Source organism: Humidesulfovibrio idahonensis (assembly GCF_054657715.1).
In genome coordinates this window covers 595,637-611,040 of record NZ_BAAHYE010000002.1, presented here as the reverse complement: position 1 = coordinate 611,040, position 15,404 = coordinate 595,637, and the positions used below count along the sequence as shown (strand labels likewise).

Annotated in this window: 14 protein-coding genes; 7 read left to right on the top strand and 7 right to left on the bottom strand. The window is 66.1% G+C overall.

Features of this window, described 5'->3' with window-relative positions; all coding sequences use genetic code 11:
• Nucleotides 1–11: 11 nt before the first annotated feature.
• Nucleotides 12–1,466: a mannose-1-phosphate guanylyltransferase/mannose-6-phosphate isomerase gene (locus tag ACYQ4W_RS03160; protein WP_459854443.1), complete on the bottom strand. Its 1,455-nt coding sequence runs from the start codon at nt 1,464–1,466 to the stop codon at nt 12–14.
• Nucleotides 1,463–2,083: a dTDP-4-dehydrorhamnose 3,5-epimerase gene (rfbC, locus tag ACYQ4W_RS03155; protein ID WP_459852704.1), complete on the bottom strand. Its 621-nt coding sequence runs from the start codon at nt 2,081–2,083 to the stop codon at nt 1,463–1,465. The genes ACYQ4W_RS03160 and rfbC overlap by 4 nt, the downstream gene beginning before the upstream one ends.
• Nucleotides 2,084–2,273: 190 nt before the next feature.
• Here rfbC and ACYQ4W_RS03150 point away from each other — a divergent pair, with 190 nt between their 5' ends.
• Both ACYQ4W_RS03150 and mazG read left to right on the top strand, forming a co-directional pair.
• Nucleotides 2,274–2,867 carry a CvpA family protein gene (locus tag ACYQ4W_RS03150; protein WP_459852702.1) on the top strand — a complete coding sequence of 198 codons (594 nt, stop codon included), beginning with the start codon at nt 2,274–2,276 and terminating at the stop codon, nt 2,865–2,867.
• A 42-nt stretch (nt 2,868–2,909) separates the two neighbouring features.
• Nucleotides 2,910–3,704: a nucleoside triphosphate pyrophosphohydrolase gene (gene mazG, locus ACYQ4W_RS03145; protein WP_459852699.1), complete on the top strand. Its 795-nt coding sequence runs from the start codon at nt 2,910–2,912 to the stop codon at nt 3,702–3,704.
• Here the strand turns inward: mazG and ACYQ4W_RS03140 are convergent.
• Nucleotides 3,701–3,997, bottom strand: coding sequence for a late competence development ComFB family protein (locus ACYQ4W_RS03140; RefSeq protein ID WP_459852697.1), 297 nt, complete (start codon nt 3,995–3,997; stop codon nt 3,701–3,703). The genes mazG and ACYQ4W_RS03140 overlap by 4 nt on opposite strands.
• Before the next feature lie 188 nt (nt 3,998–4,185).
• Entirely contained in the window at nt 4,186–5,178 is a 993-nt protein-coding gene (locus tag ACYQ4W_RS03135) for a septal ring lytic transglycosylase RlpA family protein (protein ID WP_459852695.1), read from the bottom strand.
• A 304-nt stretch (nt 5,179–5,482) separates the two neighbouring features.
• On the opposite strand from ACYQ4W_RS03135, the gene ACYQ4W_RS03130 reads away from it, so the two are divergent.
• The 5 genes from ACYQ4W_RS03130 to ACYQ4W_RS03110 all read left to right on the top strand — a co-directional run bounded on the left by ACYQ4W_RS03130 (nt 5,483) and on the right by ACYQ4W_RS03110 (nt 11,845).
• Nucleotides 5,483–5,752 carry an RNA-binding regulator gene (locus ACYQ4W_RS03130; protein WP_459852692.1) on the top strand — a complete coding sequence of 90 codons (270 nt, stop codon included), beginning with the start codon at nt 5,483–5,485 and terminating at the stop codon, nt 5,750–5,752.
• Between the two features lie 214 nt (nt 5,753–5,966).
• Nucleotides 5,967–7,814, top strand: coding sequence for a translational GTPase TypA (gene typA, locus ACYQ4W_RS03125; RefSeq protein ID WP_459852690.1), 1,848 nt, complete (start codon nt 5,967–5,969; stop codon nt 7,812–7,814).
• A gap of 15 nt (nt 7,815–7,829) precedes the next feature.
• Complete coding sequence (locus ACYQ4W_RS03120; protein WP_459852688.1) at nt 7,830–8,795, top strand: 4Fe-4S binding protein; 966 nt, start codon at nt 7,830–7,832, stop codon at nt 8,793–8,795.
• A gap of 223 nt (nt 8,796–9,018) precedes the next feature.
• Nucleotides 9,019–9,498 carry a DUF2127 domain-containing protein gene (locus ACYQ4W_RS03115; RefSeq protein ID WP_459852685.1) on the top strand — a complete coding sequence of 160 codons (480 nt, stop codon included), beginning with the start codon at nt 9,019–9,021 and terminating at the stop codon, nt 9,496–9,498.
• A gap of 151 nt (nt 9,499–9,649) precedes the next feature.
• Entirely contained in the window at nt 9,650–11,845 is a 2,196-nt protein-coding gene (locus ACYQ4W_RS03110) for a methyl-accepting chemotaxis protein (RefSeq protein WP_459852683.1), read from the top strand.
• A 614-nt stretch (nt 11,846–12,459) separates the two neighbouring features.
• Here ACYQ4W_RS03110 and ACYQ4W_RS03105 read toward each other — a convergent pair.
• From ACYQ4W_RS03105 to ACYQ4W_RS03095, 3 genes are all read right to left on the bottom strand, one after another.
• On the bottom strand, nt 12,460–12,906 hold the full coding sequence (locus ACYQ4W_RS03105; RefSeq protein WP_459852681.1) for a MarR family winged helix-turn-helix transcriptional regulator: 447 nt from the start codon (nt 12,904–12,906) through the stop codon (nt 12,460–12,462).
• Nucleotides 12,906–14,846, bottom strand: coding sequence for a heavy metal translocating P-type ATPase (locus ACYQ4W_RS03100; protein WP_459852679.1), 1,941 nt, complete (start codon nt 14,844–14,846; stop codon nt 12,906–12,908). Before ACYQ4W_RS03100 ends, ACYQ4W_RS03105 begins: the two co-directional genes overlap by 1 nt.
• A gap of 270 nt (nt 14,847–15,116) precedes the next feature.
• A complete protein-coding gene (locus ACYQ4W_RS03095; RefSeq protein WP_459852677.1) occupies nt 15,117–15,392 on the bottom strand; it encodes a hypothetical protein in 276 nt (91 codons plus the stop codon).
• Between the last annotated feature and the right edge of the window lie 12 nt (nt 15,393–15,404).

The window sequence follows — 15,404 nt, the reverse complement described above, 5'->3', positions numbered from 1 at the left end:
TAGGAAATAATTCACGAGTTCTCGTGTTTCACCCGCCCGTATTCGTCATCAAAGCGTACGATATCATCCTCTTCCAGATACGGGCCGCTTTGGATCTCGATGATCTCCAGCGGCACCTTGCCCGGATTGGCCAGCCTGTGCGTGGTGGCCTTGGCGATGTCCACGGCCTGATTCTCCACAAGCAGGCGCTCCTCCCCGCCGATCTCCACCAGGGCCGCGCCGGAAACGACGACCCAATGCTCGCTTCTGTGGTGGTGCATCTGCAGGCTCAGGCGCGCGCCCGGCAACACCTCGATGCGCTTGATCTTGTAATAGGGTCCTTCCTCCAGAACCGAATAACTGCCCCAAGGGCGTTTCACGGTTAAGTGGCTCTCCACCAATTGGCTGCCCTGGGACTTGAGCAGCGCCACGACCTCCTTGACCCGCTGCACATCGGTGAGCGGACAGGCCAGGGTCGCGTCGCGGGTCTGAATCATGATCATGCCGGAAAGCCCCACCACGGCGAGCTTGCCCCCCTTGGAGATGAGCAGGCAGTCGCGGCAGTCTATGGCCAGCACGTCGCCCTGAATGACGTTGCCGTTCCCGTCCTTCTTGCCCAGATTGTAGATGGCCTCCCAGTTGCCCAGGTCATCCCAGTCGAAGCGGGCCTCGACCACGGCGATATTCGTGATTTTTTCCACAATGCCGTAGTCGACGGAAAGATTCTTCAGCGCGCCGTAGCCAGCGGTCAGCGGCTTTTCGTCCCGGCCGCGCCACCAGGACCAGTGCTCGGGCGCGTGGGCCCGCACGGCCTCCAAAAAGTTCCCGGCGCGGAACACGAACATGCCGCTGTTCCAGTAGTGGCGGCCGCTCTTGAGAAACTCCATGGCTTTTTCGAGCTTCGGCTTCTCGATGAAGCACTCCACGGCATAGGCGCCTTCTTCCAGGCGCTCGCTGCGGGCGATGTAGCCGTAGCCGGTCTCGGGCTTGCGCGGCGTGACCCCGAAGGTGACGAAACGCCCGGCAGCGGCCAGATTCATGCCCTGGTCCAGGGAGGCCCGCCAGCCCGCCAGATCTTCCACCAGATGGTCGGAGGGGAACACGGCCACGACGTCGGCGGCGGCCAGGTCGGCGTCTTCATCGTTTTGCCGGGGCACAATGCTGCCAAGCGCCAGCAGAATGGCGGGCAGGGTGTTGCGCGCCAGCGGCTCGGACAAGACGTGGCCGTCCAGCACCGGGTTCAGTCCCTTGAGCTGGCTGCGCACCTCGAACACGTGCTCCTCGTTGGTCACCACCCAGACATTCTCGGGCGGAAAGCTTTCCAGCACGCGGCTCGCGGTCTGCTGCAGCAGGGTCATGTCGCCGTTGAGCGCCAGAAGCTGCTTGGGAAACAACGACCGCGACAACGGCCACAGCCGCGTGCCGGAGCCGCCCGCCAGAATCACCGCATGACGGGCCGGAGCCTTGCCCGGAGCGCTGGGTTTCATCGACATGCTTCACCCCGCTGGGGTTGGGGGTTTATTGCCGCGCCGCCGGCATCCGCAAGCGGCGGCTCGAAGACGAAGGGCGAATCGAAATCCTTGAGCCGGGGCAGCAGGCGGTCCTTGGGCGAGAGCACGGGGTCCGCGCTGGGCCAGGGAACGCCGATGTCCGGGTCGTTCCACAAAATGCCCGCGTCCGCCTGGGGGGCGTAGGGGGCGTCCACCTTGTAGAGAAATTCCGTGTCCGGCGCGAGGGTGGCGTAGCCGTGGGCAAAGCCCTTGGGCAGAAAAAGCCGCAGCATGTTCTCGGCCGAAAGCTCCACGCAATAGTGCCGGCCAAAGGTCGGCGAGCCGCGCCGCAGGTCCACGGCCACGTCGAGGACGCTGCCGCGCACCACCCACACCAGTTTGGCCTGGGCAAAGGGCGGGCGCTGGAAGTGCAGCCCGCGCACGACATTTTGCTGCGTGGAATAGGCGTGGTTGTCCTGCACGAAACGGGCGCGGATGCCCAGGGCGTCGAAGGCGGCCTCGCTGTAGGTCTCCAGGAAAAAGCCGCGTTCGTCGCGGAAGACTTTGGGCTCCAAGAGCACAAGCCCAGGCAGGCCCGTTTCGATCAAGCGCATCGGCCAATCGCCCCCTGAAAAATGTTGTATCCGCGTGCCCTAACCGAAAAGCCGGGGCAGCACAACCGCAAGCGCGCCAAGCCCGGCAGGAACACTTCCCTTTCCCGCTCGTGTCTGCTACTTCTCTGGGCCAGAAAGAGGCCATGAACAACGCTGGCCTCACCAGTCAGCCCACGAACGGCGAGGGACCATGAATTCCCTGGACATCATCATCATCGCGATCATCGGCCTCGTGGCCTTCCGGGGCTACCACCGGGGGCTCATCAAAGAGGCCGTCTCCCTGTGTTCGGTTTTCATCGGGCTTTTTGTGGCCTCGCACCTGCACGGCATCTTCGTGCCGCACCTCAAGGTCTACATCGCCAACCAGGGCACGGTGCAGGCCCTAAGCTACCTCATCACCTTCATAGGCACCCTGGTGGCGCTGTGGTTCCTCGTGCGCTTCATGCAGGACGTGCTCAAGGTGGCCATGCTCACCGTGGTGGACAAGATCGCCGGCGCAGGCTTCGGCGCGGTGGAAGGCCTGCTGCTCTCCCTGGTGCTTTTGCTGCTGCTCAAGGCCGTGCTGCCCGGCACCATGGTGGTCAAGCAATCGGCCTTCGCCCAGAAGACGGACCCCGCGCTGGTGCTTTTGGCCAACTTCACGCCGGAGCCCATCCGCGAGACGCTGCAAGAGGGCGGCTTCGCCCTGCCCAAGCCGGCCCCGCTGCCCCCGCCAACGCACAAGGCGCTGCCGCAACAGCCGCCCCAGCAGCACAAAAAGACAAAAGACAAGCACAACATCTGACGCCCGGCCCCTGCCGCAGGCGCTTTCCAAGGAGACGGAGCCGTGAACCCGGACGCCCTTTCGATCGCCAAGATTCAAGAAGTCATCGACGCCCTGCTCGGCCCCGGCGGCTGCCCCTGGGACCAGAAGCAGACCCCCAAAAGCCTGTGCGACTACATCATCGAGGAATCCTTCGAACTCGTCTCGGCCATCCGCGCCGACGACCCGGCCGAAACCTGCGAGGAACTGGGCGACGTGCTTTTTCTGCTGCTGTTCCAGGCCACCCTGGCCGCGCGCGCCGGGCAGTTCGACCTGGGCGACGTGGTGACGCAGAACGCCGCCAAAATGATCCGCCGGCATCCCCATGTTTTCGGCGACACCGTGGTGGCGAACCAGGAAGAGCTTTTGCGCAACTGGGAGCGCATCAAGCGCGGGGAAAAGGCCGGCAACGGCAAGGTGAACGGGGCTTACGACTCCCTGCCCGTGGGCCTGCCGCCCCTGCTCAAGGCCTATCGCATCCACGCCAAGGCCGCGCGCCTGGGCTTCACCTGGGAAAAGGACGAGGACGCCCGCGCCCAGTTCGACGCCGAGTGGAAGGAGTATGAGGAAGCCTGCGCAAGCAACGACGCCGGGCGCATGGAGGAGGAGTTCGGCGACGCGCTGTTCACCCTGGTGGAGCTGGGGCGCAGGCGCGGCATCAAGGCCAACGCGGCCCTGGACTCGGCCAACCTGAAGTTTCTGGCGCGTTACGCACGCATGGAGGAACTGGCCCGCGAGCGCGGGCTTGATCTTCTGGAAATGGGGCTTGAGGACAAGAACCGCCTCTGGGACGAAGTCAAGGCCGAGAAAAAGGGCTAGTCTTCGCCCTTGCCCGTGGGCGCCTTTTCCACGCGGGCTATGGCCGCGCGCAGCTCGCGCATGATCTCCGCATCGCTCACGCTCTCGTGGATGACGATGGAGCCGCTCTGCTTGTAGCGCGGGGGCAGGTTGTTCAGAGTCAGGGCGTAGATGTCCTGAATATCCAGGTAGGACGGCTTGTAGTCCAGGTACTCGCGCAGCACCGCGGGCATGAGCTTGGCCACCCGCTCTTCGTTGCGGTTGCGGATGCTGCCCAGGGGCACGCCGTTCACTTCGGAAATCTTCTGCGCCATGCCGCATCCCTCCATACTGCTTCTAAGGCCCGGCAAAAAATTGGCGGGCCAAGGCCTCGGCTCTTCTGTAGCCCATGCGGATTCTTCAGGCAAGGCCCGGCGCCGCGCGGTCAGCGCCTAGCGCGCGAAAATGGCGCGCCCGCCCGAAGGCGGACGCACCCCACGTTCACATTGCCGCCAGCGTCAGCCTACGCTCCGATATTGATGAAGCTCGACGGGAACTCGTCCTTCAGGGAACGCAGCACCTCTTCGGCTTCCTCGCGGGCGTTGAAGCTGCCCGCCTGCACCACGGAGAGTTCGCGGTCGCCGCGCACGGCGCGAACCACGCGCGCACCGCGGAAGCCGGACTGCACCAGGCGGTCCTTGACCTTGCGGGCGTTCTCGTCCTGGGCAAAGGCGCCCACCTGCACGCTGAAGTGCACGCCGCCCTCGCTCATTGCCGGGCTCTGCTCAGCCATTTGCTGCTGCGAAGCGCTCTGCGCCTTGCTCGCCACCACGGGCGCCTTGGCGCGCGCCGGCCTGGAGTTCTTGACAGGCTCGTCGTCCAGGTTCTTCTCGCCATAGCTCTTGGGCTTGCGCGGCGGGCTCTCGGCCGAGGCCACGGCCACGCCCTTGTAGCTGCCGCTCGCGATGACCGGGTTGTCGGCCACGCCCTCCACCCGCACGTGGGCCACGCCGTTGTCGGCCATGCCCAGAAGCCGGGCCGAGGCGTACGAAAGATCGATGATGCGGCCATCCACGAAGGGTCCGCGGTCGTTCACCACCAGTTCCAGCTCGCGCCCGTTGTCCAGGTTGGTCACGCGCACCTTGGTGCCCAGGGGCAGGGTCTTGTGCGCGGCGGAAACGCTGAACATGTCGTACGTTTCGCCCGTGGCTGTCTTTTTGCCGTGGAAATCTATGCCGTACCAGGAGGCAAGACCTTCCTCGCGGAAGCCCATGGCCGACTGCACCGGCCAGTACGTCTTGCCCATGACCGAGTAGGGCTGGGTCTTGGGATCCACCTGTCCGGGCTGGGTGCGGTACACGGTGCGCGGGCGGTCCTGCTTGCCGGCGTACTGCTTGGACTGGCCAGCGGGCGGCGCCTCGGAGTGGACGCGCTGCGACTCGCCAAGCGGCATGTACGCACACCCGGCAAGGGCGCAAAGCGCAACAAGGATAATAGGTCGGATGGTCTTCATCATGTGGGCCTCCAAGCGAACGTGGTTTCGCGTCTCCCCTCCCAGGGCTCCCGCCAAGGCCCGGCTTTCCCGGCCGGACGACACCATGGCGCTCATGGCGGGTACGCATTGCGCCCCCTCGGCGGGGGCAATTTTGACAGAATCTGGCTGCGAAACGCTATCATGCAAACATTGAACCACATTTTTTTCTTGACATCACGAAGGATGCGGCTCAAAGCTGGCGTTCACTTGTCGTTAAGGAAGGATGCTTGTGCGCTGACTGACAACGACGCAAACTTTTAGAATCATTTCAGGAGCTTAGATTTTTATGGCCAAGTCCATCTATGTCGGCAACATTCCCTTCAGCGCCTCCGAGGACGACCTGCGTAACCTGTTCGCTCAGTACGGCGAGGTCATGTCTGTGAAGTTCATCAACGACCGCGAGACCGGCCGCTTCCGTGGCTTCGGCTTCGTGGAGATGGACGACGCCTCCGCCAAGCAGGCCATCGACGCCCTCAACGGCAAGGAAATCGGCGGCCGCGCGCTTCGCATCAACGAAGCTCAGGAGCGTCAGCCCCGCCCCCGTCGCGACTACTAGCCGCTTCGGAACGCCGGCATAATCACATCCGGCTTCAAGCGCCCCGTCCCGCCCCTGCGGGACGGGGTTTTTGTATTCCCAAACAGCGCAGCTCACGGTCAGCGCGCCTCACCAGGAGGCCGTCACCATGCTGTTGCCCAAGCGCCATTGTCCGGTTACTCTCGTCTTGTATGTTTTCCCCACCTCGTAACACAGCCCAAAGGAATTTTCCCGCATGAAGATCGCCCGCAATGAAAATCTGCGCAATATCGCCATCATAGCCCACGTTGACCACGGCAAGACCACTCTGGTTGACGGCCTCTTCCGTCAGAGCGGCGTGTTCCGCGAGAACCAGCAGGTCGACGACCGCGTCATGGACAACATGGATCTTGAGCGCGAGCGCGGCATCACCATCGCCGCCAAGAACTGTTCGGTGCGCTGGAAGGGCGTCAAGATCAACATCATCGACACTCCGGGCCACGCCGACTTCGGCGGCGAAGTGGAACGAAGCCTGGCCATGGCCGGCGGCGCCATTCTTCTTGTGGACGCGAGCGAAGGCCCCCTGCCCCAGACCCGCTTCGTGCTGAAGAAGGCCCTGGACGGCGGGCTGCCCATCATCGTCATCGTGAACAAGATCGACCGCGGCGACGCCCGCCCCGAGGAAGTGCTGAACGAGGTTTACGACCTGTTCATCGACCTGGGCGCGGACGAGCACCAGCTTGAATTTCCCGTCCTTTACGCCATCGGCCGCGAAGGCATCGCCCAGACCACCCTGGAAGGCCGCGGCGAAAACCTGCACCCGGTGTTCGACGCCATCATCGAGAAGATCCCGGCGCCCACCTACGACGCCGACGCGCCCTTCCAGATGATCGTCTGCGACCTGGGCTACTCCGATTACCTCGGCCGCCTTGCCATCGGCAAAGTGGTCAACGGCGTGGTCAAGTCCTCCGACGCGCTCGCGTGCATCGGCGAAGACGGCACCCCCAAGGCCCTCAAGGTCTCCAAGCTGCAGGTGTACGACGGCGTGCAGCTGGCCGCCGTCGACGAAGCCACCCCCGGCGACATCGCCGTGCTCGCCGGCATCGACGACGTGCACATCGGCGACACCATCTGCACCCGCGACAATCCGCAGGCCCTGCCCCGCATCACCGTGGACGAGCCCACCGTCAGCATGCGCTTCGGCATCAACACCTCGCCCCTGGCCGGCCGCGAGGGCAAGTTCGTGCAGAGCAACAAGATCCGCGAACGCCTGATGAAGGAAGCCCTGCAGAACGTGGCCATCCGCGTGGAAGACGCCGAGGACCGCGACAGCTTCATCGTCAAGGGCCGCGGCGAATTCCAGATGGCCATCATCATCGAGACCATGCGCCGCGAGGGCTTCGAGCTCACCGTGGGCCGCCCGGAAGTCATCTACAAGCGCGACGAGCAGGGCAGGCTCACCGAGCCCATCGAGCGCGTGTACGTGGACTGCGACGAGACCTTCATGGGCATCGTCACCGAGAAGCTGTCCATCCGCAAAGGCCGCATGGTGAACCTGGTGAACAACGGCAAGGGCCGCGTGCGCATCGAGTTCAGCGTGCCCTCCCGCGGGCTCATCGGCTATCGCGACGAGTTTTTGACGGACACCAAGGGCACCGGCATCATGAACTCCTACCTTGAGGGCTACGGCGAATACCGGGGCGACTTCCCCACCCGCTTCACCGGCTCCATCGTGGCCGACCGCTCCGGCGTCGGCGTGACGTACGGCCTGTTCAACCTGGAGCCGCGCGGCCAGCTCTTCGTGGTTCCCGGCGACCCCATCTATGAAGGACTCATCGCGGGCGAGCACAGCCGCGAGAACGACATCGACGTGAACCCGTCCAAGGAGAAGAAGCTCTCCAACATGCGCGCCTCCGGCAAGGACGAGGCCTGCACCCTGACCCCGGTGAAGCCCATGACGCTTGAGCGCGCCATCCACTTCATCCGCGAGGACGAGCTGGTCGAGGTCACGCCCTTGTCCATCCGCCTGCGCAAGGCCGTGCTCTCCGCCCAGAAGCGCCACACCATGCGTGGCTCCTCCCTCAAGGCCGAGAGCGAAAAATAGCCGGGAGACGAAGCCGTGAACCCCTTCCGACTGCTGCTCAAGCCCTCGGCGCGCCGCTTCTTCGCTGAAGCCGACGGCCTTGGATTCAGCACCGGAAAGAAGCTGCACGGCTACCTCTACCTGCGCTGGCCGTACCTTTACGTCCGCCTCATCACCGGCGAGCACCCCCTGGTCAAGTTCCTGGCCAGGGGGGCCCGCTGGCTCGACAAGCTCCTCCCCTCACGCGTCGAAAAGCGCCGCAAGGCCCAAAAGGCCAGCCGCGCCGCCACGGGCATCCGCTTCGCGGACACCTACCACGGCAAGGTCATGCCCACGGACGAGGTCATCAAGCTCGTCAAAATCGGCCGCGAGGTGACCGTCACCCAGCCGGAAAGCGTCGTGCCCTATCAGCTCGCGCGCGACATCGTGCTCAAGAATCCGGAGCACATCGTGGTCTTCGACTGCCCCTGCCGCGCCGCGCGCCCCAATCCCTGCACGCCCATGGACGTGTGCATGGTCATGGGCGAGCCCTTTGCGGGCATGGTGCTGGAGCACCACAAGAAGCGCGCCCGGCGCATCGACGCCGACGAGGCCGTGGCCATATTGAAGGCCGAGAACGCCCGCGGACACGTGCACCACGCCTTCTTCAAGGACGTGGCCCTGGGGCGCTTCTACGCCATCTGCAACTGCTGCTCCTGCTGTTGCGGAGCCATGGCCGCCCAGCGCCACGGCGTGAACATGCTCGCCTCATCCGGCTACGTGGTGCAGGTGGATGCGGAAAAATGCGTGGGCTGCGGCAACTGCGCCACGTTCTGCCAGTTCGGAGCGCTGAAGGCGCGCGAGCGCATGCTGCAGATCAAGACCGCGCGGTGCATGGGCTGCGGGGCCTGCGTGAGCAAGTGCCCCAAGCAGGCGCTCTCGCTCAAGGCCGATCCCTGCCGGGGCATGCCGCTTCTGGTGGAGGATATTTTGCGCAGCGCCTCCGGCGGCCAAGGGGCCTGAGCCCAACCGCCTCTCCATTACGCGGTGAAGGAAGCGCCCTGCACCACGGCCGCCGCCCAGGCCCCGAAATAAGGAGACATCTCCCTTTCGCGATGCTGGAAGCGCGCTCTGCTCCTCCCGCTCCCCCTTTGAGGGAGGCTGGTGGAAAGCATTTCCCCCAGCGGGGTTCAAGGGGCGGCGCTCCTTGCCTGCTCCACGCACCACACAGCAACAGGATGCTCCCATGACCGAAGACGCCACGCGGACACGCACCGGACTGAAGCTGGTGGCGCTGCTGGAGACAGCCAAGGGCGTGCTGGTCCTTGCGGCCGGCTGCGGTCTGCTGACGCTGCTGCACCAGGATGTCGGCCAGGCCGCGGAAGAGCTCGTGCGCCTGTTCCACCTGAACCCGGCCAGCCACACCCCGCGCATCTTCATCGAGGCCGCGGCAAAGCTGACGGACAGCCGCCTGTGGCTGCTGGCCGCCGCCGCCCTGGGCTATTCGCTGGTGCGCTTCGTGGAGGCGGCCGGGCTTTGGCTGCGCAAGACCTGGGCCGAGTGGTTCGGCGCCCTTGCCGGTGGCATCTACATTCCCATCGAGATCTACGAGCTCTTCGAGCGCGTCACCTGGGCCAGGGTCGCCGTGTTCGTGGTCAACGCCGTCATCGTCGGCTATCTTTCCCGCGAGCTGTGGCGCGGCAAGGCGGAACGGCGCGGTCTTTAGCCCCCGCCCCTGCTCCTTGTTTCGGACGCGCATGTTGCAACAGCCTGAAATACCTAGCCGCGATAAGAAGTACTAATACGCCTACGTGTAGACTTGTCCCCGGCTTCGTGCAATCGTTCTATCAAAATTCATGATAGCGAGGAATCCCGCCATGTTCAGCCGGGTTCGTGATACCAAGATCCGCACGCGCCTGCTGCTCATCAGCTGCGCCTTCATCATGCCCGTGGCCGTGCTGCTGTACTTCACCGTCGCGGGCATCAACGCCACCATCGCCTCCTCCCGGCTTGAAGTCGACGGCAACGCCTTCCAGCGCCCGCTGGAGAAGCTGCTTGTGGCCGTGCCCAAGGCCCAGCGCCTGGGCCTGCGCGCCCGCGCGGGCGAGAACACCGCCGCGGCCTGGGACGAAACCGCCCGCCAGGCGGACGCCGCCCTCGCCGATGTGGAGAAGAACTGGCGCACCTTGGGCGAGGGCCTGCAGTTCACGCCCGAGGGTTTGGCCGCGCGCAAGCGCCAGCACCTGGACCTGTCCAAGGTCAAGGCCCAGTGGCAGACCCTGCGCCAGGCCGGCCCCGGAGCGGACATGCCCAAGGAGTACGCCGCGCTCATCCAGGCCATCCGCGACATGATCACCCACGCGGGCGACACCTCGAACCTCATCCTCGACCCGGACCTGGACAGCTACTACCTCATGGACATCACCCTGCTGGCCCTGCCGCAAACCCAGGCGCGCCTGGCGGACATCCTTGCCGCGGGCGAAGCCACCCTGCGCGGCCAGCCCCTGACCCCGGCGGATCAGCGGGCCTTCGCGGTCTTCGCCTCGCACCTTGAGGAATCAGACCACAGCCGCATTCTGGCCAGCGCCCAAAGCTCCCTCAACGAGGACGCGAACTTCTACGGCGCAAGCCCCACCCTTTCCAAGAATCTCGGCCCGGCCGTGGCCGCCTATGACAAGGCCGCCGCGCCCTTCATCAAGACCCTGACGGCCCTGTCGCAGTCCGAAAACCCCGTCGTTGGTTTGGAGGAATTCCGCGCCCAGGGCGAGGCGGCCCTGGCGGCCAGCACCGCCCTGTGGGATGCCGCAACGCCGGAGCTGGACACGTTGCTGGCCGCGCGCATGGCCAGCGCCAGCCACACCCGCGCCTTGTCCCTGGCCCTCACCAGCCTGGCCATTTTGCTGGCCTACGCCCTGGTGTTCGCCCTGGCCAAGGGCATAACCGGGCCGTTGGGCAAGGGCGTGGCCTTCGCCCACGAGCTTTCGAGGGGCAATCTGGCCGCGCGCATCGACGTGGACCAGAAGGACGAGCTTGGCGAACTGGTCAAGGCGCTGGCTGAAATGGCCGCGCATCTGCGCTCCGTGGTGCAGCAGGTCAACGCCTCGTCCGAGGCCGTGGCCTCCGGGAGCGAGGAGCTTTCCGAATCCAGTGTGACCCTTTCGCAGGGGGCCACCGAGCAGGCCGCGGGCATCGAGGAAGTGTCCTCCAGCGTGGAGGAGATGGCCATGAACATCCGCCAGAACTCCGAGAACGCCCATCAAACCGAGCGCATCGCCCTGCAGGCGGCCAAGGACGCCCAGGAAGGCGGCGTGGCCGTGAGCCAGGCCGTGGCGGCCATGAAGAACATCGCGGAGCGCATCTCCATCATCGAGGAGATCGCCCGGCAGACGAACCTGCTGGCCTTGAACGCGGCCATAGAGGCAGCCAGGGCGGGCGAGCACGGCAAGGGCTTCGCCGTCGTTGCGGCCGAGGTGCGCAAGCTGGCGGAGCGCAGCGGCAGATCGGCGGCGGAGATCAGCGAGCTTTCCCATGCGACCGTCGCGGTGAGCGAAAAGGCTGGCGCCATGCTCGCCAAGCTCGTGCCGGACATCGAACGCACGGCCGAGCTGGTGCAGGAGATCGCCGCGGCCACGGGCGAGCAAAACTCCGGAGCCGAGCAGATCAACCGCGCCATCCAGCAGTTCGACCAGGTGATCCAACAGAACGCCTCGGCCTCCGAGGAAATGGCCTCGACAAGCGAGGAGCTTTCCAGCCAGGCCCAGCGTCTGCAACACATCATGACCTTCTTCCGCCTGGGAACCGGCAACGGGCCAAGCATGGCCGCAACGCGCCCCAAGGCCCTGGCCGCTGCAACCAAGCGCCCGGCGGCGGCCAGCAGCGCGACAGCAGAGCGTAATGCGCCCAGCGCCGTGCGCAAAGGCGGCGCTTTGCCGGGCGGTTCACCGCAGCGTGGCGGCGTGCAGAGCGGCAGAACGCCGGAGGGAACAGCGTTGAAGGGCGGCGCGTCGAAGGGCGGCGGCATCCACCTGAACCTGGACGTGGATGACGACGACAGCGGCTTTGAGAAGTTCTAGCGCCGGAAGAATTCCAGCGCCGGGGCGCAGGGTTTTGCGCGCGGCAAAGCTGTGGCGGGCACGATGCTCGGACGACTGCGCCGCACCGAAGGCGTTGGGCGGGCTTGCCCTCAACTGATGCCGCAGCGTGCGGATGCGGCGTCAGCAAAATGCCGCCCCTCGCAAGCCCTCCGCCCGGACACGCCCCTGCCGTTGGATTCCGAGACGCACCCCACTAAGAACGCCGCTGTCCCAATAACGCCGCTGCCAAGACGGAGCGCGGCCCCAAAGTGGCGCGGTCTGCAAAACCATCGAGAGACGCATCAGTCCCCCACACAATCGGAGCTGCCGGGAATCGTCCCTGTCGACAGCGCGCCTCCTGGCGAGGCCCAGCCAGGAAACGCCGCTGCAGGGTGGCTCCGAGACTTCCAGTGCCTAGGACCGTCGCTCTCCGAGAATGCCGCTGCCGAGACGGAGCCCTGCCGAGTCGTGCCGCTGCCTGGAAAGCCCTCGCGATGACACGCCAGCAGGCCCTTTCCACGCAATCGCGACGACCGAGAAGACGCGGTGCCTGAAAGCGCCGCCGAGAAGAAGTGCCCCTGGCGAGAAGTGCCGCTGCCTAAAGATGTCGCTGCCTAGAAGTGCCGGATGATGCGCCGCAGCATGTCCACAAACAGCGGCAGCTCCTCCGGCGCAAGAGCCCCGGCCATGTCCTGCGACAGCTGCCCGTGCAGCTTGTGGTGCTCCTCGAAAAGCCGCCTGCCCGCCGGGGTCAGCCCCACCTGGATGGACCGCCGGTCCATGGCGTTGGGCTTGCGCTCCACCAGTTCGCCCCGCTCCAGCCTGTCCGCCAGCACGGTGAGCGACCCCGTGGTCACGCCCATCTTCTCGGCCAGCTCCTTCATGCGCAGATCGCCGCTGGAGCCCAGAATCTCCAGGGTGTGCATCTGCTGCAGGGTGATGCCCGTCTCGCGCACGACGCCCTGCTCCCAGGACGAGAAGCGCTCATAGAATTCGATGAGCAGCCTGGTGAATTCCTCCGTCTCCTGATGCTCCGCGCAATGGCACTCGCCGCTCTCCATCACTTGCTCCCTTCCGCTTCAGGGGCGAAGGCCCCGGCTGTGCGGTCCTTGTACAAAAGAAGGCTGGCCGAGGCCAGAACCACGAGGATGCTCCCGGCGTTGTGGAACAGCGAGGCGGCGATGGGCGACAAAAGCCCGGTCATGCCGCCGTAGACGGCCACGGTGTTGGACAACAGCCCCAGGCCGATGTTCGCCTTGATGACCGTGAGCATGCGCCGCGCCAGCCCCACCAGAAACGGCAGGCGGGTGATGTCGTCGCGGGTGAGGGCCATGCCCGCCGTCTCCAGTGCCACGTCCGTGCCTGCGGCCGCCATGGCCACGCCGATGTCCGCCCGGGCCAGTGCCGGGGCGTCGTTCACGCCGTCGCCCACGTAGAGCACCCTGCTGCCCTGCCCCTGCCAGTCGGCGATGACGTCCAGCTTGTCCTGGGGTTTGAGCCCGGACCAGACATCCGTCAGCCCGAGGGCATCCGACACGTTGCGCACGGCCGAGACCTCGTCGCCGGAAAGAATGCCCAGCCGGACGAACCCGACCCCGCGCAGGGCCTGCAAGGTGGCCCGGGCCATGGGCCGCGGCGTGTCCGCCACGGCGAGCAGCCCCAGGGGGCGGTCGTCCTCCAGCACGATGAGCGCCGTTGCCCCGCGCGCGCGCATGGCGGCCAGCCGACCGCTCAGCTCCGGCGGCAACACCCGCCCGGCCAAAAGCGCGGGCCCGCCGACCTCCACGCTGTGCCCATCGGAATGCTCCTCGCAGGCCAGCACGCCGCGCACGCCCAGGCCCACCTCGGCCACCACGCCCTTGGCCTCGGCCAGGGCAAGCCCGCCGGCCTGCGCCGCGCGCAGCACGGCCCGCGCCAGGGGGTGCAGGCAATGGCGCTCCACGCCCGCGGCCGCGGCCAGCACCGCGTCGGCGCTCACGCCATCGGCCGGGGCCACCTCCACCACGCGCGGCTCGCCCAGGGTCAGGGTGCCGGTCTTGTCGAACAATGCCGCGTCGGCCTGGGCCACGGCCTCAAGCTGCGCGCCGCCCTTGACCAGCACGCCGGCCCGCGCGGCCCGCGCCACAGTGGCCACGGTGGCCGTGGGCGCGGCCAGCAGCAAGGCGCAGGGGCACCCGGCCACCAACACGGCCACGGCGCGGGAGACCTCGCCGCTCAAGCCCCAGGCCAAACCGGCGCAGGCCAGCACCACAGGGGTGAACCACTGGGCATAGCGGTCCACCAGCCGGGCCGACCGGGGCTTGTGGGTCTCGGCCTCCTCCACCAGGCGCATGACGCGGCCCAGGGTGGTGTCCGCCCCAACGCGCAGGGCCTCGATCTCGATGACGCCGTTGTAGCTCAAGCTGCTGGCGAGAACGGTTTCGCCCACGCCGCGCTCACGGGGGATGGACTCACCCGTGATGCTCGACTCGTCGATGGCCGTGGCGCCGGAAACAATCACCCCGTCCACGGGAATGCGCTCACCGGGGCGCACCAGCAGGCGGTCGCCCTTGCGCACCTGGTCCACATGCACCGCGCGCGGGCCGTCCGGCGTCAGCAGGGTGGCCTCCTGCGGGGTCATGCCCGCAAGGGCCTGGATGGACCGGCGCGCGGAATCGCTGATGGCCTCCTCCACCTGGGAGCCCAGGGCCATGATGAAGCCCACCACTGCGGCGGTGAGCGCCTCGCCCTGGGCCAGGGACGCGACGATGGCCAGGGCCACAAGCTCGTCCACGTTCACCCGGCGCTCAAAAAGCCCCTTGGCCGCGCCCCAGACGATGGGCACGCCGGTGAGACACACGGACGCCAGCGCCAGGGCGGGCGACGCCCAGCCCGGCGCAAGACCCGCCGCGTCCCAGACGTATGCGCCCAGCGCCAAAAGCCCGGCGGCAAGACACTGAATGACCTCGCGCCGCTGGAACAGCTCGCGGTATTCGCCAAGGCGGGAAAAACGTCCGATCATGCCTGCGCCTCCAGAAACGTGTTGCCGCCGCGCAGAGGTGGCGGCGTGGGATTTCACTTGGACACGAGATATTTTTACTTGAGTGTATTTTGATAGTCAAGATATTGTGCCGTAAAAAAACCTGCCGGGGGGGGTCGGGAAGAACAGCATTGGAAGGAGAATGCTGTACCGGGCGGCTTTCGGCAGGTTGGGAGGCTAGAATAATGAGCCGGCCCCGGACGCGCGCGGCGCAGTTCGCTCGCGTCCGGGGTCGGCTTGAGAGGGGCGGGATTAGTCCCAGTTCGCTCCGCCGGGAATGTCCGAGGCGTACCGGGCTTCGTGATTGACGGTCTTCAGCTCGGCTTCAAGCTGGGACACGCGGCCTTCAAGCTCGCGCAGGCGGGCGGCGTCGGCCTCGGTTTGGGCTGCGGGCTGGGCGGCAACGGCGGGCTTGGCATCGCCGAAGTCTTCCTTCAGCAGGGTATGGTCCATTTTGTTGCAGGCCGAGCTGACGAAGAGCATCAAAAAGAAGAAAAGTCTGATAAAGGCAAGGCTGACGCGGTCCATTTCCTCATCCTC